Origin of the sequence: Curtobacterium flaccumfaciens UCD-AKU (genome assembly GCF_000349565.1) — a bacterium.
Classification (GTDB): domain Bacteria; phylum Actinomycetota; class Actinomycetes; order Actinomycetales; family Microbacteriaceae; genus Curtobacterium; species Curtobacterium poinsettiae.
The window spans coordinates 42,868-65,500 of sequence record NZ_KB714609.1; the positions used below are offsets into that span (position 1 = coordinate 42,868).

25 protein-coding genes are annotated in these 22,633 nt (G+C 71.9%); 12 read left to right on the forward strand and 13 right to left on the reverse strand.

Going from position 1 to position 22,633, the window contains the following annotated elements; all coding sequences use genetic code 11:
- Positions 1 to 21 precede the first annotated feature (21 nt).
- On the reverse strand, positions 22 to 912 hold the full coding sequence (locus tag H489_RS23805; RefSeq protein ID WP_031259284.1) for a DNA-methyltransferase: 891 nt from the start codon (positions 910 to 912) through the stop codon (positions 22 to 24).
- 93 nt (positions 913 to 1,005) lie between these two features.
- On the opposite strand from H489_RS23805, the gene H489_RS23810 reads away from it, so the two are divergent.
- Complete coding sequence (locus tag H489_RS23810) at positions 1,006 to 1,296, forward strand: GNAT family N-acetyltransferase (RefSeq protein WP_017886185.1); 291 nt, start codon at positions 1,006 to 1,008, stop codon at positions 1,294 to 1,296.
- Positions 1,297 to 1,320: 24 nt separating this feature from the next.
- Here H489_RS23810 and H489_RS36620 read toward each other — a convergent pair whose 3' ends face one another.
- Positions 1,321 to 1,650 (reverse strand): hypothetical protein, encoded by a 330-nt coding sequence (locus H489_RS36620; RefSeq protein ID WP_017886186.1) that lies wholly within the window; start codon positions 1,648 to 1,650, stop codon positions 1,321 to 1,323.
- Positions 1,651 to 1,826: 176 nt separating this feature from the next.
- Here H489_RS36620 and H489_RS23815 point away from each other — a divergent pair, with 176 nt between their 5' ends.
- The gene (locus H489_RS23815) at positions 1,827 to 3,422 is read left to right on the forward strand and encodes an AAA family ATPase (protein WP_017886187.1); all 1,596 of its coding nucleotides are present in this window, start codon (positions 1,827 to 1,829) and stop codon (positions 3,420 to 3,422) included.
- A 3-nt stretch (positions 3,423 to 3,425) separates the two neighbouring features.
- Here H489_RS23815 and H489_RS23820 read toward each other — a convergent pair whose 3' ends face one another.
- Positions 3,426 to 4,475 carry a biotin/lipoate A/B protein ligase family protein gene (locus tag H489_RS23820; protein ID WP_017886188.1) on the reverse strand — a complete coding sequence of 350 codons (1,050 nt, stop codon included), beginning with the start codon at positions 4,473 to 4,475 and terminating at the stop codon, positions 3,426 to 3,428.
- 131 nt (positions 4,476 to 4,606) lie between these two features.
- Positions 4,607 to 5,476, reverse strand: a complete 870-nt coding sequence (locus H489_RS23825; protein WP_017886190.1) for an alpha/beta hydrolase — start codon at positions 5,474 to 5,476, stop codon at positions 4,607 to 4,609.
- A gap of 106 nt (positions 5,477 to 5,582) precedes the next feature.
- Here H489_RS23825 and H489_RS23830 point away from each other — a divergent pair, with 106 nt between their 5' ends.
- The 5 genes from H489_RS23830 (at position 5,583) to H489_RS23850 (ending at position 10,067) form a co-directional block, all read left to right on the forward strand.
- Entirely contained in the window at positions 5,583 to 6,743 is a 1,161-nt protein-coding gene (locus H489_RS23830; protein ID WP_017886191.1) for an inorganic phosphate transporter, read from the forward strand.
- 11 nt (positions 6,744 to 6,754) lie between these two features.
- A complete protein-coding gene (locus tag H489_RS23835; protein ID WP_017886192.1) occupies positions 6,755 to 7,024 on the forward strand; it encodes a hypothetical protein in 270 nt (89 codons plus the stop codon).
- A gap of 156 nt (positions 7,025 to 7,180) precedes the next feature.
- A complete protein-coding gene (locus H489_RS23840; RefSeq protein WP_017886193.1) occupies positions 7,181 to 8,122 on the forward strand; it encodes an acetamidase/formamidase family protein in 942 nt (313 codons plus the stop codon).
- A 200-nt stretch (positions 8,123 to 8,322) separates the two neighbouring features.
- Complete coding sequence (locus H489_RS23845; protein WP_017886194.1) at positions 8,323 to 8,733, forward strand: MarR family winged helix-turn-helix transcriptional regulator; 411 nt, start codon at positions 8,323 to 8,325, stop codon at positions 8,731 to 8,733.
- Positions 8,730 to 10,067 carry an MFS transporter gene (locus tag H489_RS23850; protein WP_017886195.1) on the forward strand — a complete coding sequence of 446 codons (1,338 nt, stop codon included), beginning with the start codon at positions 8,730 to 8,732 and terminating at the stop codon, positions 10,065 to 10,067. The genes H489_RS23845 and H489_RS23850 overlap by 4 nt, the downstream gene beginning before the upstream one ends.
- Before the next feature lie 182 nt (positions 10,068 to 10,249).
- On the opposite strand, the gene H489_RS23855 is transcribed toward H489_RS23850, so the two are convergent.
- A complete protein-coding gene (locus H489_RS23855; RefSeq protein WP_017886196.1) occupies positions 10,250 to 11,143 on the reverse strand; it encodes an alpha-E domain-containing protein in 894 nt (297 codons plus the stop codon).
- Positions 11,144 to 11,274: 131 nt separating this feature from the next.
- Here H489_RS23855 and H489_RS23860 point away from each other — a divergent pair, with 131 nt between their 5' ends.
- Together H489_RS23860 and H489_RS23865 are read left to right on the forward strand one after the other, a co-directional pair.
- Positions 11,275 to 11,793 (forward strand): MarR family winged helix-turn-helix transcriptional regulator, encoded by a 519-nt coding sequence (locus H489_RS23860; protein ID WP_031259287.1) that lies wholly within the window; start codon positions 11,275 to 11,277, stop codon positions 11,791 to 11,793.
- 10 nt (positions 11,794 to 11,803) lie between these two features.
- The gene (locus tag H489_RS23865; RefSeq protein ID WP_017886198.1) at positions 11,804 to 12,007 is read left to right on the forward strand and encodes a hypothetical protein; all 204 of its coding nucleotides are present in this window, start codon (positions 11,804 to 11,806) and stop codon (positions 12,005 to 12,007) included.
- A 76-nt stretch (positions 12,008 to 12,083) separates the two neighbouring features.
- Here the strand turns inward: H489_RS23865 and H489_RS23870 are convergent, their stop codons facing one another.
- The 6 genes from H489_RS23870 to H489_RS23890 form a co-directional block, all read right to left on the reverse strand.
- Positions 12,084 to 12,932: an NAD(P)-dependent oxidoreductase gene (locus H489_RS23870; protein WP_268743723.1), complete on the reverse strand. Its 849-nt coding sequence runs from the start codon at positions 12,930 to 12,932 to the stop codon at positions 12,084 to 12,086.
- A gap of 61 nt (positions 12,933 to 12,993) precedes the next feature.
- On the reverse strand, positions 12,994 to 13,653 hold the full coding sequence (locus H489_RS36625) for a M23 family metallopeptidase (RefSeq protein WP_017886200.1): 660 nt from the start codon (positions 13,651 to 13,653) through the stop codon (positions 12,994 to 12,996).
- A 286-nt stretch (positions 13,654 to 13,939) separates the two neighbouring features.
- Positions 13,940 to 14,284 (reverse strand): hypothetical protein, encoded by a 345-nt coding sequence (locus H489_RS23875; RefSeq protein ID WP_017886201.1) that lies wholly within the window; start codon positions 14,282 to 14,284, stop codon positions 13,940 to 13,942.
- A gap of 133 nt (positions 14,285 to 14,417) precedes the next feature.
- Complete coding sequence (locus H489_RS23880) at positions 14,418 to 15,164, reverse strand: lysophospholipid acyltransferase family protein (RefSeq protein WP_017886202.1); 747 nt, start codon at positions 15,162 to 15,164, stop codon at positions 14,418 to 14,420.
- Between the two features lie 87 nt (positions 15,165 to 15,251).
- The gene (gene recQ / locus H489_RS23885) at positions 15,252 to 17,120 is read right to left on the reverse strand and encodes a DNA helicase RecQ (RefSeq protein ID WP_017886203.1); all 1,869 of its coding nucleotides are present in this window, start codon (positions 17,118 to 17,120) and stop codon (positions 15,252 to 15,254) included.
- A 9-nt stretch (positions 17,121 to 17,129) separates the two neighbouring features.
- A complete protein-coding gene (locus tag H489_RS23890; RefSeq protein WP_152427169.1) occupies positions 17,130 to 18,278 on the reverse strand; it encodes a CPBP family intramembrane glutamic endopeptidase in 1,149 nt (382 codons plus the stop codon).
- Between the two features lie 36 nt (positions 18,279 to 18,314).
- Between H489_RS23890 and H489_RS23895 the strand changes: the two genes are divergently transcribed.
- Positions 18,315 to 19,256, forward strand: a complete 942-nt coding sequence (locus H489_RS23895; RefSeq protein ID WP_017886205.1) for an EamA family transporter — start codon at positions 18,315 to 18,317, stop codon at positions 19,254 to 19,256.
- Positions 19,257 to 19,411: 155 nt separating this feature from the next.
- On the opposite strand, the gene H489_RS23900 is transcribed toward H489_RS23895, so the two are convergent.
- The gene (locus tag H489_RS23900) at positions 19,412 to 19,873 is read right to left on the reverse strand and encodes a GNAT family acetyltransferase (protein ID WP_017886206.1); all 462 of its coding nucleotides are present in this window, start codon (positions 19,871 to 19,873) and stop codon (positions 19,412 to 19,414) included.
- A 188-nt stretch (positions 19,874 to 20,061) separates the two neighbouring features.
- Here H489_RS23900 and H489_RS23905 point away from each other — a divergent pair, with 188 nt between their 5' ends.
- Both H489_RS23905 and H489_RS23910 read left to right on the forward strand, forming a co-directional pair.
- A complete protein-coding gene (locus H489_RS23905) occupies positions 20,062 to 20,778 on the forward strand; it encodes a class E sortase (protein ID WP_017886208.1) in 717 nt (238 codons plus the stop codon).
- The gene (locus H489_RS23910; protein WP_017886209.1) at positions 20,775 to 20,957 is read left to right on the forward strand and encodes a hypothetical protein; all 183 of its coding nucleotides are present in this window, start codon (positions 20,775 to 20,777) and stop codon (positions 20,955 to 20,957) included. The genes H489_RS23905 and H489_RS23910 overlap by 4 nt, the downstream gene beginning before the upstream one ends.
- 43 nt (positions 20,958 to 21,000) lie before the next feature.
- Here H489_RS23910 and H489_RS23915 read toward each other — a convergent pair.
- On the reverse strand, positions 21,001 to 22,633 hold a 1,633-nt coding region (locus tag H489_RS23915), incomplete at its 5' end, for an SbcC/MukB-like Walker B domain-containing protein (RefSeq protein ID WP_268743724.1).

Genomic DNA, 22,633 nt, shown 5'->3' on the forward strand with positions numbered 1-22,633 from the left:
CGCGAGAGCGACTCCGTCGCCTCAGACCGCCGGCGCCGCGTCCCCCGCCGCTGCCGCCGGTGCTCCGGCAACCTCGAACGAGGCCCCCGGCAACCGCTTCCGCATCACGTCGATCGCCGACGGGTTGTCGTCCACCAGCACGTACCGCCGCCCGAGCGCCTGTGCCACCGCACCCGTGGTCCCGCTGCCTGCGAAGAAGTCGAGGACCCAGTCGCCCTCGCGTGAGGACGCCTGCACGATCCGCCGCAGCACCCCCTCGGGCTTCTGCGTCGGGTAGCCGGTCTTCTCACGGCCCGTCGGCGAGACGATCGTGTGCCACCAGACGTCGGTGGGGAGCTTGCCGCGCTCGCGTTTCTCGGGCGTGACGAGCCCCGGTGCCATGTACGGCTCGCGGTCGACGGCCTCGGAGTCGAACCAGTACCGTGCCGGGTCCTTCACGTAGACCAGGATCGTGTCGTGCTTCGTGGGCCACCGCGTCTTGGACTTGGCGCCGAAGTCGTAGGCCCAGACGATCTCGTTCAGGAACGATTCGCGGCCGAAGAGCGCGTCGAGCAGCACCTTGGCGTAGTGCGACTCGCGGTAGTCGAGGTGCAGGTACAGCGTGCCGTCGGCGGCGAGCAGGCGCCAGGCCTCGATGAGGCGGGGTTCGAGGAACGACCAGTAGTCCTCGAACCGGTCGTCGAAGCGCATCAGGTCGCCGCGCACCCGTTCGTAGGTCCGGCCGTGGAACCCCATCACGGGGCCGTCGGCCTTCGGCACGGCGGACGTCGCGTGCCGGCGCTGGTACCGGCCGGTGTTGAACGGCGGGTCGAGGTACACCAGCGTGAAGGAGCCGTCCGGGTACGCGGGGACCACATCGAGGGCGTCGCCGAGGACGACGCGGTCCGGGCCTCGGTCGTCTCCCCTGCGCACGGACCCATTGTCGCGCACCGAGCAGGCACGCGGCGCGCGGCGCAGGCCTCCAGCACAGAGCGCACGCCCAGGCCGCGGCGTACGGTCGACTGCATGGCAGCAGCACCCGAGGTCCGCAACGACACCGACAAGCAGCAGTACTCCCTGGTCGAGGACGGCGAGGTCATCGGCTTCGCCGCGTACGAGATCGACGGGGACGAGATCCGCTTCGTGCACACCGAGGTCGATCCCGAGCACCGCGGCGGCGGGCACGCGTCGATCCTGGTGCAGCACGCGCTCGACGACGTGCGTTCCGGGTCGTCGCGACGTGTCGTCGCGCAGTGCAGCTACGTGCACGCGTGGATCGAGCGGCACCCGGACTACCAGGAGCTCACCACTCGCTGAGCGAGCAGCACGACGCGCAGAAGCTCAGTACGACCGGTCGTGCGTCCCCGCGCGTGCCTCGTGTCGCCCGGCGCTCCGCACCGTCGGCACCCGGATGAGCACGTTGCCGCTGAGCAGGTCGTGGTCATCGTCCGCCGGTGACGGTGCCTGTTTCGGCAGGCGCGCCTGCCGTTCGTACTCGGCTTGCGTCTCGTGCCGGGTCGGTGCGAACACCTCGTCCAGCATCCCGACCATGCCTCCGGATCCGCCGCTCCGCTGAGATTTGTTCGACAGGTCGATCCACCCCAAGCGATCGGCGATCCACACCACGACGGCCACAGCGGCCACCGCCCCCATGAAGATCAACCAGTTCACGGCAGCGACGCTACGTGGGCCGGGCGACGAGCGGATCAGCCGCGCGGGGGATTCCCATCATCCACACGTCTGGTTCATGAGATCGAGGCGCACACTCGAGGCAGCGGCGGCCGGGACGTCCCCCCTCAGCTCCGGCCGCCGCGTCACCGGACACATCGGCGTGCCATGATGACGCCGTGCTCGACGACGCAGACCGGGACCTCATGCGGGCGTTCGCCCGTTACATCGACCACGCGAACGAACTCGCGGGGACTGAGCAACGTGCGGTCCTGACGCCGATCGGCGAACGGGTCCGCGACCACCTGGGTGTCGATCCGCAGTCGATCCCGGTGGTCACCGAGGAACTCCCCGACCACCGCCTGGTCGACGCGGACATCGCGCTCGAAGCTCTCACCGGCGCGCGCCCGGATGCGCTGATCGGCATCGCGGGCGACGACTCCCGGTTCCACAGCTCCGTCAGCGAGTTCCTCGCGAACCAGCACATGCAGTGGGCACCGGGGCCGGTCAGCTACACCGACCGCGCCACCGGCCCGGACACCACGCGCCGAGTGGTGTCCCTGGGCCTCCGCATGCTCGTCTTCGACGGATCACCCGTGGCGGTCGTCCAGCGTGCGGCCAACCCGGAGTACGGCCGGGCACGTGCGACCCTCGAGGTCATCGCGGCCGACCAGGACGCCGCCGCGGCGTTCCTGCGGCGCCTCCGCGCACTCATGATCGAGCGCAGTGTCCTCCGCGGCCAGGTCCTGTCGTTCGTGCGCTCCGAGTACGGCGCCGACGCCGGCGCGACGTTCCTGCGGCGCCCCGACATCGCCGCCGACGACGTCGTGCTGGCCGACGGCGTCCTGGACGAGGTGGTCGACCACGTCGTCGGGATCGGCGACCAGCGCGAGGCGCTCCTCGCTGCCGGGCAGCACCTCAAGCGTGGTGTCCTGCTGTACGGCCCGCCCGGTACCGGCAAGACCCTGACGATCCGACACCTGCTCACCCGGACCGAGGGCGTGACGGCGGTCCTGCTCACCGGTTCGAGCATCGCGGCGATCGGGGCGGCGGCGGAGATCGCGCGGACCTTCCAACCGTCGATCGTCGTGCTCGAGGACATCGACCTGGTCGCGATGGAACGGCACGCGTCGCCGCAACCGCTCTTGTTCGAGGTGCTCGACGCGCTCGACGGCCTGGACGGGGATGCCGACGTCGCCTTCGTCATGACCACCAACCGCGTGTCCGTCCTCGAACGTGCCCTGGCCGACCGGCCCGGACGTGTCGACCTCGCCGTGGAGATCCCCCTGCCGGGTCTGCCCGAGCGCCGGCGGCTGTTCCGTCGGTACGCCGGCGCGCTGCCGTTCTCGGACGAGGCCCTGGCCGGTGCCGCCGAGCGCGCCGAGGGGACGACCGGCTCGTTCGCGAAGGAGCTCATGCGTCGGAGCGTCCTCGGCGCGGCCCTGCGCGGAGCCGAACCGGAGGACGGCGACCTGGTCGCCGCGCTCGACTCGCTCCTGACCGAACGGTCGGCACTCACCCGGAAGCTGCTCGGCGTCCGAGGCGAAGCGGACGACCACGAAGCGGACGACCACGACGCGGACGACGACGAGGCGGATGACGAAGCGGATGACGACGAGGCTGGCGATCCGGACGACGACGACGACGCAGGCTCCGCCGGCGCCGGCCGATGGGTGGCCTACGCCCCGCTCGCCCGCCACAGCTTCCGCCCGGGACCGGTCGACGGCCGAGTCGACCTCACACTGCGGTCCGACGACGAGGACGACGAGCGCTGAGGCTCACGGCACCCGCTCGAGCCACTCCTTCGTCGCGAACTTCGTCCGCACCAGCTCCTGCGCCCGCTCGCGCTCGGCCTCGGTCACGTGTCCCTCGGTCGCCCCGTACAGCCGGGTGAAGGTGCCGATCAACCGTTCGATGATCTCGGCGCGGGACAGCCCGGTCTGTGACCGCAGCGGGTCGACGCGCTTGGCGGCACTGGTGGTGCCCTTGTCGCTCATCTTCTCGCGCCCGATCCGCAGCACCTGCACCATCTTCTCGCCGTCCATGTCGTAGCTCATGGTGGCGTGGTGCAGCAGCGACCCGGTGCCGAGACGCTTCTGAGCGGCCCCGCCGATCTTGCCCTTGGTCGAGGTGATGTCGTTGAGGGGCTGGTAGTACGCCTCGATGCCGAGCGACTTGAGCGCCTCGATCACCCATTCGTCGAGGAACGCGTACGAGTCGGCGAAGGTCATGCCCTGCACCAGGTCGGACGGCACGTAGAGCGAGTACGAGATGACCGCACCGGCGTCCATGAACATCGCGCCGCCGCCGGAGATGCGTCGGACCACCTGCACGCCGTACTTCTCGGCGCCGGCCGGGTCGACCTCGTTCTTCAGCGACTGGAACGAGCCGATCACGACGGCCGGCTGGTCCCACTCCCAGATGCGCAGGGTCGGGCCACGGCGTCCGGCGCCGACCTCTTCCGTGAGCACCTGGTCGAGCGCGAGGTGCTCGTTCGGGCTGATCGGCCCCTCGTGCACGATCTGCCAGTCGTGGTCGCGCCAGGTCGAGGCCCGCGAGAGCGCACGGCGCACCGCGACACCGACGGACTCGGGCGTGAAGCCGAGCAGCACCGCATCGGTCGGCAGGGCCGCCCGCACGGCTGCGGCGACGCCCGCGGCGTCGGTGGTGACGGGGAGCCCGTCCACGGCCGCGTCGATGAGCGGCAGCGCGTCGTCGGGTTCCAGGAAGAAGTCACCCGCCAGGCGGAACTGCTGGATCGTGCCGTCGACGACCTCGAGGTCGACGACGACCAGCTTGCCTCCGGGGACCTTGTACTCACCGTGCATGCCGCAACCCTATTCCGGACGGCCGACGGCCCGGCAGTGGGCCTGCCTGGTGACGGCCTGGAGGCGCGTGGCGGCGCCGCCACGGGCCTCCAGTCCGTCGCCGGTCGTGTCCGAGGACGCGGCGAGCGCCGTCAGCGCGCCGTCACCCGGTCGAGCCATGCGACCAGGTCGCCGATGACCTCGGCGCGGTTGGTCTCGTTGTAGACCTCGTGGCGCGCGCCCTCGTACACCTGCACGGTCACGTCGGACAGTCGGCCGCGTCGGCGGTAGGCCTGCGCCAAGCGCTCGATCGAGCGCGGACCCCCGAGGGTGTCGTCGGAGCCGACCTGCAGCAGCATCGGCAGGTCGTGCGGGATCCCCCGTCGCGGCACACCGAGCAGCCGGAGGGTGTCGGCGAGCCCGAACAGCCCGATGACGTCGGCCTCGACCGCCAGGGGGTCGACCGCCATCGCGTCGATGACCTTCCGGTCGCGGGTCAGCCACTCGTACTTGGTGGGCCCGGACCCCGCGTGCCGGGCGTTGAGGTCGCCGCTGTTCATCCAGCCGGGCAGCCGGTAGGCGCTCGCGGACAGGACGACGCCGTCGTAGCGGTCCGACGAGGTGTTCACGATCCGCTGGGCCATCAGCGACCCCCACGAGTGCCCGAGCAGCACGAGCGGCAGCCCCGGTTCGTCGGCCCGCGCGACCGCGCTCATCTGCTCGACCGCGGCGATCGCCGCGCGCAGGCCGCCGGGGCCGAGCCTGCCGAGCTTGGCGTGGTCGCCGTCCCACTGGGTCAGGCCGGTGCGACCGTGCCCGCGGTGGTCGTTGGCGTGCACGGTGTAGCCGGCGCGCACCAGGTCCTGCGCGAGCGGTTCGTACCGGAGCCCGTGCTCCCCGACCCCGTGCGCGATCTGCACGATCCCCTTCGGCCGCGCCGCACGCCAGGTCGAGTAGACGATCTCGACGCCGTGCGCGTCGGTGAACGAGGCGTCGCCGCGAGCGGCGGAGAAGGTGGGCACACTCGCATCCTTTCAGACACTGCCATCCTCGCAGACGCGCTGCGTCCCGGACCTGTTCACCCGGCGTTCACGCGGCGGGTTCGAGGTGTGGCCTAGCGTCCTGCGCATGGACGTCATCGTCATCGTCACGCTCGTGATCGTCGTGGCCCTCGTGTTCGACTTCACGAACGGGTTCCACGACACCGCGAACGCCATGGCCACCTCGGTCGCCACGGGCGCGCTCAAGCCCCGGACGGCGGTGATCATCTCCGCCGTGCTCAACGTGGTCGGCGCGTTCCTGTCCACCGAGGTCGCCAAGACCGTCTCGCAGGGGATCATCCGCGAGGGGCAGGACGGCATCCACATCTCCCCCACGATGATCTTCGCGGGGCTGGTCGGCGCGGTGCTCTGGAACCTGGCGACCTGGTACGTGGGGCTGCCGTCGTCCTCCACGCACGCGCTGTTCGGCGGCCTCATCGGTGCCTCGATCATCGGCGCCGGGCTCAACTCGATCAGCTGGGCGACGGTGGTGTCGAAGGTCGTGCTGCCGGCGCTCCTCTCCCCGCTCATCGCCGCGGTGATCGCGCTGGTCGCGACCTACCTGGCCTACGTGCTCACGAAGAACGCGACGACCCACGGTGCGGCGACCGGCTTCCGGCACGGGCAGACGATCTCGGCGTCGCTGGTGTCGCTCGCGCACGGCACGAACGACGCGCAGAAGACGATGGGCGTCATCACGCTGACGCTCATCGCCGCGAACTACCAGGCCGCGGGCACCGGTCCGGCGCTCTGGGTGGTCCTGGCCTGCGGACTCGCGATCGGTCTCGGAACCTACATGGGCGGCTGGCGCATCATGCAGACCGTCGGCAAGAAGATCTCCGACGTGCAGTCGCCGCAGGGCTTCGCCGCCGAGACGAGTTCCGCCGCGACGATCCTCATCTCCTCGCACCTGGGCTTCGCGCTCTCGACGACCCACGTGACGAGCGGCGCGGTCGTCGGGTCGGGCCTCGGCAAGAAGCTCGCCGACGTGCACTGGTCGGTCGTCGGACGCATCGTCGCGGCTTGGGTCATCACGCTGCCCGCCGCCGCGGTGGTCGGGGCCCTCGCGACCTGGCTCGCGTCGACCTCGGCGTTCGGGCTGGTGCTCGTCGCGGTCCTCGCCCTGGCTGCTGGGCTCACCTTCTACGTGCTGGCGAAGCGCAAGCCGGTCTCGCACGAGGACATCACCGCCGACGCAGCCGGGCCGACCGAGCAGCCCGAGCCGCAGCCCACCGGCGCAGCGAACTGAGGGGAACGACGATGGACATCGACTTCACCGCGATCGGCACGGTCGCCGGCGTCGGCTTCGTGGCCGCCGTGGGCCTGGTGCTCGTGTACACGCTCGGCCTGCGGCTGCTCGGCACCGGGCAGCCGGACGACGCCGGCGGCGAGCGCACGCAGTACTCCGACGAGAGCCCCCGCTCCGGGCACACCCCGCCGGCGGCACTGGCCGGTGCCGTGCTGTGCTTCGCGCTGTGCATCGCCGCCGTGCTGGCGGGCATCTGGCTCACGATCCCCCAGTTCCACTGAGGACGTTCCTTCCCAGAACACCCGCGATGACTGGTGGAACCGGGCGTACCTGGTCAGAACTCCCGACCAGGTACGCCCGATCCGACCAGGGACGCCCGGAACGCCCCGCAACGCCCCGCCCCGCCCAGCGCCCGCACCACCTGGGATGATCGAGCGGTGACCAGCCACCGCCTCGACGCCACGGTCGACTCCGCCGTCGACGTCTTCACCGCCGAACGCCAGCCGGTCCTGACCGTGGAACCGGGCGACACGGTGACCGTCCGTACCCTCAGCGCCGCGGGCTACACGGGACGCCAGCCGGGCCCGGGCCTCGACGCCCCGACCCTGATCGACCCGCGCCGGGGGCACTGCCTGGTCGGGCCGATCGCCGTCGCAGGAGCACGTCCGGGGATGGTCCTGGCCGTGCGCTTCGACGAGCTGGTCCCCGACGACTGGGGGTACACGGCCTCGGGCGGGGTCGACTCCCCCGTCAACCGCGCGCTCGGCCTGACCGACCCGGCGTCGCGCGGCCCGCTGCTCTGGGACATCGATGCCGCCGCTGGCGTCGCCGTGAACCAGCTCGGCCTCGGGGTTCGGACGGCACCGTTCCTCGGCGTCGTCGGGGTCCCGCCCGAGGCCACCGGCGAGCACTCGACGATCCCGCCCCGCACGGTCGGCGGCGGCAACGTCGACTGCCGTGAGCTGATCGCCGGCTCGACCCTGTACCTGCCCGTCACGGTGCCGGACGCTCTGCTCCAGGTCGGCGACGGGCACGCGGCCCAGGGCGACGGCGAGGTCTCCGGAACGGCGGTCGAGTGCGGCATGACGACGACGATGACCCTGACGCTCCTCGATGTCGCCCCGGTCGAGGGCGTGCACGCCGACACCCCCGCGGGACGCATCACCTTCGGCTTCGACGCCGACCTGAACGTCGCCACCGCCACGGCGCTCGACCACATGGTCGGCTGGATCGCCGGGCTGCACGGGATCGGCCGCGCCCAGGCGCTCGCGATGGCGAGCGTCGCGGTGAGCATGCGCATCACGCAGGTCGCGAACCGCACCTGGGGCGTGCACGCGCTGCTCCCGCACGACGCGATCCTGACGGACGCACGGCGCTGAAGGCCGGGAGGCCCGCCCAGCGCGAGCCGACCGGCGCACGCTGGGTGGGCCTCCCGTCCGACGTTCCTTCCCATCGCACCCGCGCTGGGAAGCGGGAACGGGCGTCCCTGGCCGGGAGAACCGACCATGGACGCCCGTTTCGACCAGGTACACCCGAGAACCAGTTCGTTCGCTGAACTAATGAGCTAGGCTAACGACCGATGACCGACGCCACCGACCTCCGCATCGCGGTGAACCGGCTGTCCCGCACCCTCCGTGCCCAGAAGGCCGACTCGAGCGTCACCGACGCGCAGTTCTCCGCCCTCGCCCGCCTGCACCGCGACGGCGCCATGACCCTGGCCGACCTGAGCCGGCAGGACGGCGTGACCCCACCGTCGATGACCAAGACCATCGCGGTGCTGGTCGACCGGGGGCTGGTGTCGAAGGACGGGCACGGCGACGACCGCCGCAAGGTGCTGCTCGGTGCGACGCCCGCCGGAGCCGCCTTCGTCGAGGAGACCCGACGTCGTCGCGACGGCTGGCTCACCCCGCGACTCGCAGCACTCACCGCCGACGAGCGGACCACCCTCGCCGACGCCACCGAGATCATGAGGAGGCTGGCCCAGCAGTGACCGCCATGTTCCGTTCCCTCGCCGGACGCAACTACCGCATCTGGTTCGCCGGGGCCCTGGTGTCGAACGTCGGCACCTGGATGCAACGCACCGCCCAGGACTGGATCGTGCTGACCCAGCTCTCCGACAACAACGCCGTCGCGGTGGGCATCACGATGGCCCTGCAGTTCGGCCCGCAGCTGCTGCTCCTGCCCCTCACCGGCCTCGCCGCCGACCGGTTCGACCGCCGGAAGATGCTCATGCTCACCCAGGGCCTGATGGGGCTGCTCGGGCTGGGGCTCGGCGTCATGGTCCTCACGCACACCGCCACCCTGCTCGCGCTGTACGGCTTCGCGCTGGCGCTCGGCATCGTCGCCGCGTTCGACGCCCCGATCCGGCAGGCCTTCGTCTCCGACGTCGTGCAGGGCGAGGACGTCTCGAACGCCGTCGCCCTGAACTCGGCGTCGTTCAACGCCGCACGCCTGATCGGCCCCGCGGTCGCCGGTGTGCTCATCGCGGCGATCGGCTCCGGCTGGGTGTTCGTCATCAACGCCGGGTCGTTCCTGGCCGTCCTCGTCGCGCTCCGCTTCGTCGATCCCGCACAGCTCGCCGAACGGGTCCGAGCCGGCCGTGGGAAGGGACAGATCGTCGCCGGCTTCCGGTACGTCCGCACCCGGCCGGACATCGTCGTGGTGCTCTGCATGATCTTCGTCGTCGGCACGTTCGGCGTGAACTTCCCGATCTTCACCTCGACCATGGCGCGGGTCGAGTTCCACCAGGGTGCCGGCGAGTTCGGGCTGCTCAACTCGGTGATGGCGGTCGGCTCGGTGCTCGGCGCGCTGCTGTCCGCACGCCGGGACAAGCCGCGGATGCGCACCCTCGTGCTCGCCGCCGGCGGGTTCGGGCTCGCGTGCACCGGTGCCGCCCTCGCACCGACGTACTGGACCTTCGCGATCGTGCTGATGTTCGTCGGGCTCGCGTCGCTGACCTTCATGACGACCGCGAACGCCCTGGTGCAGACCACGACGAAGCCCGCGATGCGCGGCCGCGTGATGGCCCTGTACATGGCGATCTTCGCGGGCGGCACCCCCATCGGCGCCCCGCTCGTCGGTGCCGTCGCCGACGCCTTCGGGCCCCGCTGGGCGATCGTGGTGGGCGCGGCATCGGGCTTCGTGGCGCTCGCGATCGCACTCGTGTGGCTCGTCCGGTACCAGCGGGTCCGGTTGCGCTACGACGCCGACTCGCGGCTGCACCTGGCGATCACGCACGCCGTGCCGGTGGTCGGCTCGCGTGCCGCGCTCCGCCGCGAGCTGGAACGCGACGAGACGCTCGCCGACCGCTCCAGCGCCGTCTGACGGACCGGCTGACGACCTGCGCGTCGGCCAGCGGTCCGCGACGCCACCGACCGTCGGACGGGAGGCCCGTGCCGGCGCCGCCACGGGCCTCCCGTCCGACGCGTCCCACGTCCACGGCCGCGGTCGCGGTCGCGGTCGCGACGCACTGACTGGCCCCGTTCCGTCGCGCGCGCCCGGTCGGGTCAGAGCACGGGCGCGGACGACGCGAACACGCGCTCGTCGAGTGCCGCGGCGACGCGGTCGGCCGCCGCCGCCAGGCGTTCCCCGACGTCCCCCGCCACGGCGAGCGCGGACTCCTCGGGGATCGCGTCGAGCAGCGCGCGGACCTCGTCGAACGCGGCGACCTCGTCCGCGACGCAGGACGGGGCGACGTCGGCCAGGCACTCGGCCGCGCGGTGCACCGTGAAGCGCAACGACCGCGGGCTGTGCACGTCGAGGAGCAGGAAGGCTGCGGCGTCGGACGGCACCGGCGCGTGGTCACGGCCGCGCAGGAACGCTTCGCCCGCACCGCACGCCCGGAGCGCCGCCGTCCACGAGGTGACCGAGTCCGGTTCGAGCAGCCGGGACGCCAGGAGCCGTGCCGTGGAGGCGCAGCGGGTCAGTGACCGACCGAGGGTGAAGAACTCCCACACCTCATCCCGGCTGGCATCCCCCTCGACGACCCCGATGGCCAGGGCACTGCGCTCCCGCACCCAGCCCAGGAACTCGTGCGCGCGGTCGGGGGCGATCTTCCGGGGCATCCGCGACCGCGTGACGTCGAGGCAGTCCCAGAGCTCGCTCGAGACGACCTCGCGGGCACGGCGTGCGTGGTCGCGGGCGACGGCGACGGCGACGGCGATGGACGCGGGTTCGTGCCGGTCGAGTGCCAGGGCGTCGACGGTGGCGGCGCGGTCCGGGTCGTTCGCGGGGCCCGTGGTGCCGATGATGCTACGGAGCTCGGTGGACACGAGCCGGTCGTCGTCGAGGGTGCCTGGTTCCCGGCGGGCAACGTAGACGTCGAGCAACCGTGCGACGACGTCGGTGCGCTCCACCGCGCTCCCCACGTGGAAGACGTTCCCCGCGAGGCGGCTCAGCACGGCTGCTCCTGCATGTCGAGAACCTAACGAGCCGGCGTTGCCGGGGTGTTACGGAACCGCGTCACGGGTGTTGCAGGTGTCCCCTCTCCACGCTCGCTAGACAATCTAACTAGAGCGTCTAGCATTGGTGCATGACGTCCGAGGTGATGACCAGCACCGCGGGGTACTGGTACGAGGACTCCGCGGTCTCCGCCGTGGACGTCCTCAACGCCCTGCGGCGGTACCGGACGGCCGAGAGCGCAGCGCAGCGCCGTGCGCGTGAAGCACTCGGGATCGGCGAGAACGCGCTGCTGGCGATCCGGTTCCTGATCGACGCCGAGCACGACGGCCGCACCGTCAACGCGAAGGACCTCGCCGAACGGCTCGAGATCACCGCGGCGTCGACGTCAGCGCTCGTCGACCGGCTCGTCCGCAGCGGTCACGTCGAACGGCACGCCGACCCGAACGACCGCCGTGGCGTGATCCTCACCGCCACCGGCACCTCGATGCGGCACGCGCTGCGCGTCATCGAGGAGCTCGACGCCCGCGCGCTCGAGGTCACCGAGCACCTGCCGAGCAACGAGATGGCCGTCGTCGTGGACTTCCTGGACGAGATGGTCCGGGTCGTGGACGAACTCGACGTCACGCCCGACCACTCCCGTCGCGCGTAACCTGGCCCACATGGACCCTCGTGGCGAGCACCACCCCGAGGACGACATGCCGTTCGCCGAGCTCGACTCGCGCGCCCGTGCCGACGCCGCACTCCGGCGGATCCAGGCCGGCTCCGATCCGGCACGCGAAGCCTTCGACCTCGCCAACACCATGAACGACGAGGCCGTGGGGCGGCTCACGAAACGTCTGCGGCAGTTGTTCCGGCGGGGTTGATCCGACGGGGTTGATCCGGCGGGGTTGATCCTCGCCGGCTGACCGATCGGTCGTTCCACCTGCGCGCGTCTGTGCCTCAGAACGCGGTGCCGACCGCGGCGATGTCGTCACCCCCGTGCCCGGCCGCACTGGCGTCGGCGTACACGCGCCCGAGCGCCTCGAGCAGCGTCGTCGACACCCCTGCGGTCCGGGCGGCGTCGGTGATGAGTCCGATGTCCTTCCGCAGCCCGTCGAGAGCGAACTGCGCGGGGAACTCCCGAGCGATCATCGCGGCACCCTTGGTGTGGGCGTAGGCGGAGTCACTCGCGCTGCCCTCGATGGCCTGCAGGAAGAGCGCAGGGTCGAGGCCCAGGGCAGCCGCCAGGGACAGGGACTGCCCGGTCGCCGCGGTGATCGAGGCGATCCAGGCGTTCGCGGCGAGCTTGAGCGCGGTGCCGTCGCCCACGTGGTCGCCAGCGCGGACGGTCTTCGCACCGATCGCGTCGAGCACGGGATCGACACGGTCGAGCAGGTCCGCCGGGCCGGCCGCGAGCATCGTCAGCTTGCCCTGCTCGGCGGGGGCCTTCGTGCCGAGCATCATCGCCTCGACCAGGGTGATGCCGTACTTCTCCCCCAGCTGCACGACCGTCGCGGTGCCGTCGACCCCGATCGTCGAGGCCTGCACCCACACGGCGTCGGTCGGGGCCTCACCGGCGGCCTGCTCGAGGACGTCGACGACCGCGTCGGTGTCGAACAGGGTGAGCAGGACGACCTCGGCGTGCTCGACGGCACTGCCCGGGTCGGTCGCCACCGTCGCGCCGTGGGCACCGAGGGGTGCGGCCTTGTCGGCGCTCCGGTTCCAGACCGTGACCTCGTGGCCCTCGCGCAGCAGCGATCCCGCCACGCCGGCACCCATCGCACCCGTCCCCAACACCGTCACTCGCACGCGCGTCTCCGTCCTGGCGCGACACCGTGCCGCGACCGTCCCGACGCTACGCCCGACGCCGTCAGAGGAGCCCGCGAGCCTGCAGCCAGGCGGCGGGGTCGATGGGGATGCCGGCCACGATGACCTCGAAGTGCAGGTGGGCGCCGGTCGAGACACCCGTGTTGCCGACGGCCCCGAGGCGGTCCCCCGCGCCGAGGACCTGGCCGCGTCGGACGTCGATCGCCGACAGGTGCCCGTACCGGGTCGCCGTGCCGTCGGCGTGCTGCAGGAGGACCTGGTTGCCGTAGCCGCCGAGGGCTCCCGCGGAGACGACCCGGCCGGGCAGTGCGGCGACGACCGGGGTGCCGATGGGCGCGGCGAAGTCGACACCCTGGTGGTTCGACGAGCAGGCCGCGCAACCGGCGACCCAGCGGCGGCCGAAGCCGCCCGCGTCCGGGACCGAACCGATCGTGGGACGGACGGCACCCCCGGTGGGGTCCGGTCCACCCGGCACCCGGAGCGCCGCGGCAGCACGGCCGACCGAGAAGTCGTCGCGGTCGGCCGCCGGACCAGGGGCGCCGTCGGCGACGAAGTGCTGCATGCCGACCACCGCCGACGTCGCTGCCGACGGGGCCGGAGCGGCGACGGCGATCTGCGGCGAGCCGACCGCCACGAACAAGCACGTGACGGCGGTCACCGCCCCGGCGGGCAGGGTCCGTCGGGCGCGGACCCGGATGGACACGAGGCTGCGAAGACGACGGGCAGGAGCAGCGGTCGGGGCGGGCTGGGTGTTCTGGGTTCTTCGGGTGTTCTGGGTTCTTCGGGTGTTCTGGGTTCTTCGGGTGGAAGCCGGGGTGACGGGAGGGGACACCGCCACCCCGGCGGCTCGGAGGGTGCCCCGGTGGGCACCGTGTCGTGCACGGCGCCGTGGGGACACCGTCGGTCGGGCTGCGGCGCGACGCTCGGCACCGCGGGGACGACCGGGCAGGCCGTCGTCGAGGGTCGTCATCGCGCGGGGGCCGACCCGGTCAGACGCGGACGACGCCGTCGCGGGCGATGCGGTCCAGCTCGCACACGACGGCGTCGACGACCGCACGGGTGATCGCGTCGGCGACGGTCTCGACCAGGACGAGGTGCTCAGGGCGGATCGTGACCTCGGTCACCAGGGCCGACGCCACCCGCACCGGGATCTCGTCGATCGCGGCGACGAGTGCCGCCGGGACCAGGGTGGAGTCACCCGGACGGACGGGCGCGGACAACGGCGAGGTCGGCACCGGGGTCACGACGGCGCGCGCCGGTACAGGAGTGGTGGACGGAACGTCGGCCTGATCGCGACGCTGGGCGATGGAGTCGAAGAGCGGGGTGGAGGACATGCTGCGGACGGTCCGATCTGATCTCGTGGCTGGTCGTTCTCGGGCGACCGGCGATGGGGACGTGCCGAGCGGCACGCCCCCATTCAACCATCGATATTTCAGATGTGCAATAGTGACCGGACAGTCGAAGCGCTCAGTCGGGATCGACGGCGGCCGCGGTCGGGTCGTCGGGCTGGAGTGCTCGTCGGACCCGCTCGACGATCGTCGCGGGCGGGTTGTTGTAGGCGTTCGCCGGTTCCTGGCCACTGAGCTCCTGGATCGCCGCCATCACCGCATCGGTCGCATGACGCCGGGCACGACCGGACGATGCCTCGCCGAAGGACGACAGGTCGATCGGTCGGCCGAACTCGATCGTCACCCGGGCGAGCTTCGGCAACCGTGACCCGACCGGCTGCACGTCCTCGGTGCCACGCAGCGCGACCGGCACCACAGGGGCACCGCTCGTCAACGCCAGCCACGCGACCCCCGTGCGGCCCTTGTAGATCCGGCCGTCGAGCGACCGCGTGCCCTCGGGGTAGATCGCGAACGCCTCGCCCTCCTGCAGCCGTGCGAGGCCGAGGTCGAGAGCCTGCTGGGCCGCCGCACCCGCACCGCGCTCCACCCCGATCGCGCCGATGCCGCCGAAGAACGCCCGGGACACCGCTCCCTTGAGGCCGGTCCCCGTGAAGTACTCCTGCTTCGCCAGGAACGACACCTTGCGCGGCGCCATCAACGTGATCGCCGGCGAATCGATGAAGGAGCGGTGGTTGCTCGCCAGGATCACCGCACCGCGCTTCGGGACGTTCCGACGACCGATGATCTTCGGGCGCCACAGCATCCGGGCGAGCGGGGTCACGACCGCACGGCTGAGCACCGTGGCGAACTTCGTCGAACCGGACACCGGACCTCCTCGTGGTGACGAGCTACCGAGTGTAATGAGGCGCACGGCAGGCACATGCCCGGAACGGCATGCAGTGGCGGAAGGGGCTCAGTCGGCCGCGGCGACGACGTCGAGGACCGCGCGCCCGTACCGTTCGAGCTTCGCCGCACCGACCCCGGAGATCTCGCCGAGCTGATCGATGTCGGCCGGACGAACGGCGGAGATGCCCCGGAGCGTCGCGTCGTTGAACACCACGTACGCTGGGACGCCCTGCTCGCGTGCCTGGGCTGCACGCCAGGCACGCAGGGCCTCGAACAGGCCGACGGCTTCCTGCGGCATGTCGGTGACGACCGTCCGTCGGCTGCTGCGGCCGGCCCGCGGCGCCTTGACCGGGTCGCGACGCATGCGCACCTGCACCTTGCCGGTCAGGACGTCGGCGCTGGTGGGGCTGAGGACGACCGTGCCGAAGCCGTCGCCCGACACCGCGGCGTAGCCCTGGGCCAGCACCTGCCGTGCGACGGCACGCCACTCGCCCTCGGACAGGTCGGCACCGATGCCGAAGGTCGCCAGCGTGTCGTGTTGGAGTTCCTGCACGCGGGGCGACCGCTTGCCGATCAGGATGTCGACGAGGTGCGAGACGCCGTACCGCTGGCGGCGCTCACGCTCGAGCCGCACCACGGTGGACAGCAGCTTCTGCGCGGGGACGGTGCCGTCCCACGACTCCGGCGGCGCGATGCACGTGTCGCAGTTGCCGCACGCCGTGCTCTCCTGCCCGAAGTACGCGAGCAGCCGCACCCGGCGGCACTCGATCGTCTCGCACAGGCTGAGCATGGCGTCGAGGTGGGCGCTGAGCTGCCGGCGGTGTGCGGCGTCGCCCTCGGACTGGTCGATCATCCGCCGCTGCTGCACGACGTCGTTCAGGCCGTACGCGAGCCACGCGGTGGCCGGCAGCCCGTCACGACCCGCACGGCCGGTCTCCTGGTAGTAGCCCTCGACCGACTTCGGCAGGTCGAGGTGCGCCACGAACCGGACGTCGGGCTTGTCGATGCCCATGCCGAACGCGATCGTCGCCACCATGACGACGCCGTCCTCGCGCAGGAACGTCGACTGGTTGCGGGCGCGCACCCGGGCGTCGAGGCCCGCGTGGTAGGGCAGGGCGTTGATCCCCTGCTCGGCCAGGGCGGTCGCGGTGCGCTCCACCGAGTTGCGGGACAGGCAGTACACGATGCCGGCGTCGCCGCTGTGCTCCGTGCGGATGAAGGTGAGCAGCTGCTGCAGCGCGCCGGTCTTCGGTTCGATGCGGTACTGGATGTTCGGCCGGTCGAAGTCGGCGACGAAGTGTGCCGCGTCGTCGAGGCCGAGCCGTGCGGAGATCTCGCGGTGGGTCTGCGGCGTCGCGGTGGCGGTCAGGGCGATGCGCGGCACCGTCGGCCACCGCTCGTGCAGGACGCTCAGCTCGAGGTAATCCGGGCGGAAGTCGTGCCCCCACTGGGCGACGCAGTGTGCTTCGTCGATGGCGAACAGCGAGACGCGCGCGCGGTCGAGGAGCGCACGGGTGGACTCGAGCCGGAGCCGCTCGGGCGCCAGGTAGAGCATGTCGACCTCGCCCTGCACCACGGCACGCTCGACCCGGGACCGTTCGTCGGGGCCCTGCGTGGAGTTGAGGAACGCGGCCCGGACGCCGTTGGCCGCCAGGGCGTCGACCTGGTCCTGCATCAGGGCGATCAGCGGCGACACCACGACCCCGACGCCGTCGCGGACGAGCGATGGCACCTGGTAGCAGAGGGACTTGCCACCACCGGTCGGCATGAGCACGAGGGCGTCACCACCGGCCACCACCTGGTCGATGATGGCCGCCTGCTCACCGCGGAAGTCGTCGTAGCCCCACACGCGGTGCAGCACGTCGAGCGCAGCGGCACGGGGTGCGGACACGGCAGCGGGAGCAGGCACGGCAGCGGGCGCGGGCGTGGTGCTCATGCCACGAGCCTACGGGCGACCGGCGACACCCACCGCACTGTCCACAGCACCGTCCGTGCCGGAGTCGGCACGGTGGTCGGTACCGGCCACGTCGTCGGCGCGGGCCGGCGTGGTCGCCCAGCCCGTGCCTCCAGGCCGGGTCCAGCGGACGCCGCCCGCCCAGGCCGGGGTCACACCGCGGAACCGGGGCGCCTCGTGCCCGGCGAACCGGCGGTCCAGCCCCCGCCACCACGCCAGGAACTCGACCATGCCCCAGAACGCGAGCGACGTGACGAGGGTGGTGAGCGTGCCCTGCCAGGTGCCGTTCGCGTCCGACGAGGTGAGGTCGATCCCGGACCAGCCGGGCGCCTGCAGCACGAAGATCATGATGTTGTTGAACGCGTGCTGCAGGACCGTGGCCTCGAGCCCGCCGGTCCGCAGGACGATGATCGCCGCGATCAGGCCGAACGAGCCGACGTCGAGGATGCCCCAGACGTTGTAGCCGTTCGGGATGTGCAGCACCGCGAAGACGACCGTCGAGACCGCCACGGCGATAATCGTGCCGACGCGACGCGGGATCCACGACGCGACCGTCTGCATGAGGAAGCCGCGGAAGATGTACTCCTCGGCGGCGCCCTGGAACGGGACGAGCAGGACGACGAGGACGATCGTCAGGGTGAGGGTGCCGAGGGAGACCGTCGACTGGCCGATCGCGTCGTGGTTCCAGGCGAAGCCGCCGTCGGTCGTGATCATCCCGCCGTCCCAGAACAGGCCGGTCTGGACGACGAACATGACCGCGGCGATGACGAGCGTCGGCAGCAGGCACCATGCCGTCCAGGCCCACCGGACCCGGAACCGGGTCGACGACAGGATGCCGGCCGGTCCGATCCGCGCGATCTTCACCGCGAGCAGGATGCCCGGCAGCAGGACCACGAGCGAGACGAGCGACAGGGACAGGATCAGCGGGTCGGTTGGGTCGAGCGCACCACCGGCCAGGTCGTCCTGCAGGTCGATCAGGGCCTGCGGCCCCTGCGTCGCGCCGATCGGGACGAAGTACGCGACCGCGATGACGATCTGCGACACGACGTACCACCCCACCAGGAACGCGAGGGCGACGAGTGGCCGCCACCACCTCCACCGTCCGTCGATCCGGGGCAGGCGCTGGTAGGGAACACTCACGTCCCGCAGGCTACCGGGCCAGGCAGGATGGGAGCCGTGCTCACTGTCCTGTTCGGCCTGTCCGGCGCGGTCGTCTACGGGTTCGCCGACTTCCTGGGCGGACTCGCCTCGCGCCGGGTCCGCCCGGTCGTCGTCACGGCGGTGGCCGCCGCGATCGGGATCCTCCCGCTGCTCGTCGGGCTGGTGGTCGTCGGAGGCGTGTTCTCGTGGCCGGCCGTGATCTGGGGTGCGGTCGCGGGGCTCTCCGGCGGCGTCGGCGTGCTCCTGCTGTACGCGGCACTCGCGATCGGGCCGATGAGCGTGCTCTCCCCCGTCACCGCCGTCTTCGCGGCCGTCGTGCCGGTGCTCGTCGCGGTGCTGCGCGGCACGGTGCTGTCGCCCGTGGCCACCGGCGCGCTCGTGGTCGCGGTCGTCGCGGTGGTCCTGGTCGCGGTGGTGCGGGACGCCTCGGGCGCGCGGCTGACCGCCCGGGGCGTGGTCGCCGCCGCCGTCGCCGGGTGCGGCTTCGGCGGGATCGTGCTGGCCTACGACATGACGCCGTCCGACTCGGGCGTCGCACCCCTCGTGGTCGCGCGGGTGCTGCAGGCGGTGCTGCTGGGTGCGGCGGCGCTCGTCGTCGTGCTCCGGACGGTCGTCGTGCCGCCGCCGGGAGGCCCGGTGCCCGCTCCGACGTCGGCCCGCCCCGACGGGGCTGCCGCGGCCCCCGGGCGTCGGCCGGGTCGCGCATGGGGTCCACGGCTGCTCGTCACCGTGGCCGCCTGCGGCGTCTTCGACGCGATGGCGAACGTGTTCATCCAAGCCGGGCTGCACAGCAGCGACGACCCGGCGACCCTGCCCGTCGTGAGCGTGCTGAACGCGCTCTACCCGATCGGCACGGTGGTGCTGGCCGGAGTGGTGCTGCGGGAGCGGTTGACCGCGCAGCAGTGGATCGGCATCGTGCTGGCGTTCGTCGCGTCGGTGGCGCTGGCGCTGGCGTAGCGCGCGGGTCGCGGCGGGGCCGGGCGGGCCGGGCACGGTGCCGAGTCGTTCGAACCGTGCGAGGTTGACCGCCCGGTGCGGACTTGCAGCACCGCACCGAGCCGCCAACGCCGCACCGGATGGGCGAACCCGCACGGTGCGACGGGCGTGAGCGGTCAGACGTCGGGGATCAGGCGCTTGCCGAGCGAGACCGTGCGGTCGTCCGTGTAGCCGAGGGACGCGTAGAACCCGAGCACCTGCTCGTTGCCGGCACGCACCTGCAGGTTCAGCTTCGGGCAGCCGAGGTCGGTCAGGAGCCGCTCGAACTCGGCCATCAGGGTGCGACCGAGGCCGGAGCCCTGCAGGTCCGGGCGCACGGCGAGGTAGTTCACCCAGCCGCGGTGCCCGTCGAAGCCGGCCATGCCCGCAGCGACGACACCGGCGTCGGTGTCGGTGCCGCGCTCGGGCTCGGGCTCGGGCTCGGGCTCGGCGACCAGGAAGAGCTCGGGCTGGACGGTCAGCTTGCGGGCGATGTCGCGGCGTGGGTCGTTCCAGGGTCGGACGAGCCCGCACGATTCCCACAGGGCGACGACCGCGTCGGTGTCCTCGGTGCGGAAGGGGCGGATCCGGTACTCCATGGGCCCCACGTTAACGGGGGTGGGGAGAAGGTCGTCACCGACCTGTCGCCGTGATCTGATAGACCTGTCCGACCACCCAGCCGATCAGGAGCCCCGTGACCGCAAACGACACCCTCCCGACGCGCCGCAGCGCACGGGACGACGCAGCCGGTTCGCGGTCCCGGCGATCCCCCCGCAGACGGCAGACGGTGGGCGGCGCGATCGTGTCGCTCATCGCCGAGTTGCTCATCATCGCGGGCGCCGGCACCGGCCTGTACGTCGTGTGGACGGCCTGGTGGACCGACGTGGTCGCCGTGAACGAGCAGACGAAGCTCGTGCAGGGCCTCGACCAGGTCAAGACCCCCAAGGTCGAGGGCACCGAGCACCGCGGCACCGCTCCCGTGCTCGCCGAACCCCCGGCGTTGTCGGACGTGTTCGGGACGATGCAGATCCCCCGGTTCGGCAAGGACTACAACCGGCCGATCGGCGAGGGCACCGATCGTGAGAAGGTCCTCAACACCATCGGACTCGGGCACTACCAGGACACCGCGATGCCCGGCGCTCCCGGCAACTTCGCCGTCGCCGGACACCGTGTCACCTACGGCAAGCCCCTGAACCAGATCGCGGAGCTCAAGAAGGGCGACTCGGTCGTGGTCCGGGTCACCGACGCGAAGAAGAAGTTCGACGTCTGGTACGTCTACAAGGTCACCGACAGCCAGATCGTCACGCCCGACAAGATCGAGACGATCGCGCCGGTGCCGAACAAGCCGGGTGTGGAACCGACCGCCCAGGACCGCTGGCTCACGCTGACCGCCTGCCACCCGATGTGGTCCGCGGCCGAACGGTTCGTGACGCACGCGAAGCTCGACTACTGGATGCCCGCTTCCGAGGGCACCCCGAAGGAACTCTCGGAGACCGTCAAGTGATCTTCCCCCTGGTCTGGCGGCTGCTGCCCGGCCCCACCGCCCTGAAGGTGCTCGAGCTGCTCGTGCTCCTCGTCGCCATCGTCTTCGTGCTGTTCCAGTGGGTGTTCCCCTGGATCGCGGCCGACATCCTGCCGCCGCCGGACGGCACGGTGGAGTCGACGCCGACCCCGACCCCGTAGACCGCGTCGGACCAGACGGGGCCCGGCCCCGGGCCGCGATCTGTCAGACGGTGGTCGTCACCCTCGACGCACCGGTCGGGGTGCGTCGCACGGCGATCCGCTCGGGGATCCGCTGCTTGAGCTCCTCGACGTGGCTGACGATCCCGACCTGTCGCCCGCCAGCGGTCAACCGGGACAACTGCCCGATGACGTCGTCGAGGGTCTCCGGGTCGAGTGTGCCGAACCCCTCGTCGACGAACAGGGTGCCGAGCGAGACCCCGCCGGCCTCGGCCTGCACGACGTCGGCGAGCCCGAGCGCCAGGCACAGTGACACGGTGAACGTCTCGCCGCCGGACAGGCTGCGGGGATCACGGACGGTGTCGGTCGTGTGGTCGTGCACGGCGAGGGCGAGCCCCGTCCGTCGCGCGCGGGACCCGGACTCCCGCTCGTCGGAGGTCTCGAGCGTGAAGCGTCCGGCGAGCATGCCGCGCAACCGGTCGTTCGCCGCGGCCACGACGTCCTCGAAGCGACGCATGAGCACGTAGGTGCCGAGCGTGATGCCGGTCGGGTTCACCGATGCCACACCGTTGGCGACGTCGGCGAGCCGGACGACCGCGCGGCTGCGGGCCGAGGTCTCCTGTCGTGCCCGGACGGTCCGGTCGACCTCGGACGCACACTGCTCAACGGCCTCGGCACGGTGGGCCGCGGTGACCGCGAGCCGGGTGGCCTCGTCGAGGTCGGCCGTCACCCGGACCCGCTCGGCCTGCGCCGCCTGCAGGTCGAGCTGCTCCGGGTCGTCGTCGGCGGCTGCGACCACCGCGGGGTCCTCGAGCCCCGCACGGACGACGGCGCGTTCGGCGTCGGCGGCACTGATGCTGCTGCGGAAGCGTGCCACGGTGTCGGGGTCGAGCCGGCCCGCTCGTGCTGCAGCGACGTCGGGGAACTCCTGCTCGTCCAGGACCCGGGCGACCTCGGTGTTCCGCTCGTCACGGGCACGGGCGGCAGCCGCTGCGCGGTCGTCGGCATCGGCGAGGGCGCGGAGCACCGTCAGCCGAGCGTCGAGCTCGTCGACGACGACGCGGAGCGAGCCCGACGAGCCAGCGCTGTCACCGTCACCGTCACCGTCGAGCAGTGCACCGAGCCGCTCGATCGCTTCCTGCACCGCTCGCAGGTCGGCCTCGAGCCGCTCGGCGTCCGAGGCCGTGGTCGATGCGAGCACGGTGCGCCGGGCGTCGAGGTCGTTCCGCTCACGCTCGAGCGCCCGGGTCGCGGAGTCGTGCGCCGTCCGCTCGTGCTCGTGCTCGAGCACGAGTGCCGCTGCGTCGTGCGCCGCACGGACCCGCTCGTCGGCGGCGACCGACATGGCGTCGAGGGCGACGGTGTCGACGGCGCCGACCACCTCGGTCAGCCGCAGGTGCTCCGCACGCTCGACCGCCAGCTCGGCTGCGGCGTCGGCGAGCTGCTGGTCGGCCAGCCGTGTGGCGTCGCCCGCGGACTCCACGGCGCCGATGGTCGGGTGGTCGTCCTGCGGCGCGGCCACCGACGGGTGCGCGGTCGATCCGCAGACCGGACACGGGTCACCGGGGGTGAGTGCGGCGCCGAGCTCACCGGCGAGCCCCGCGATCCGGCGCTCGCGCAGGGTGCGTTCAGCGTCGAGCGCATCGGTCGCGCGGCGTCGGGCACCGGCCACGACCCGC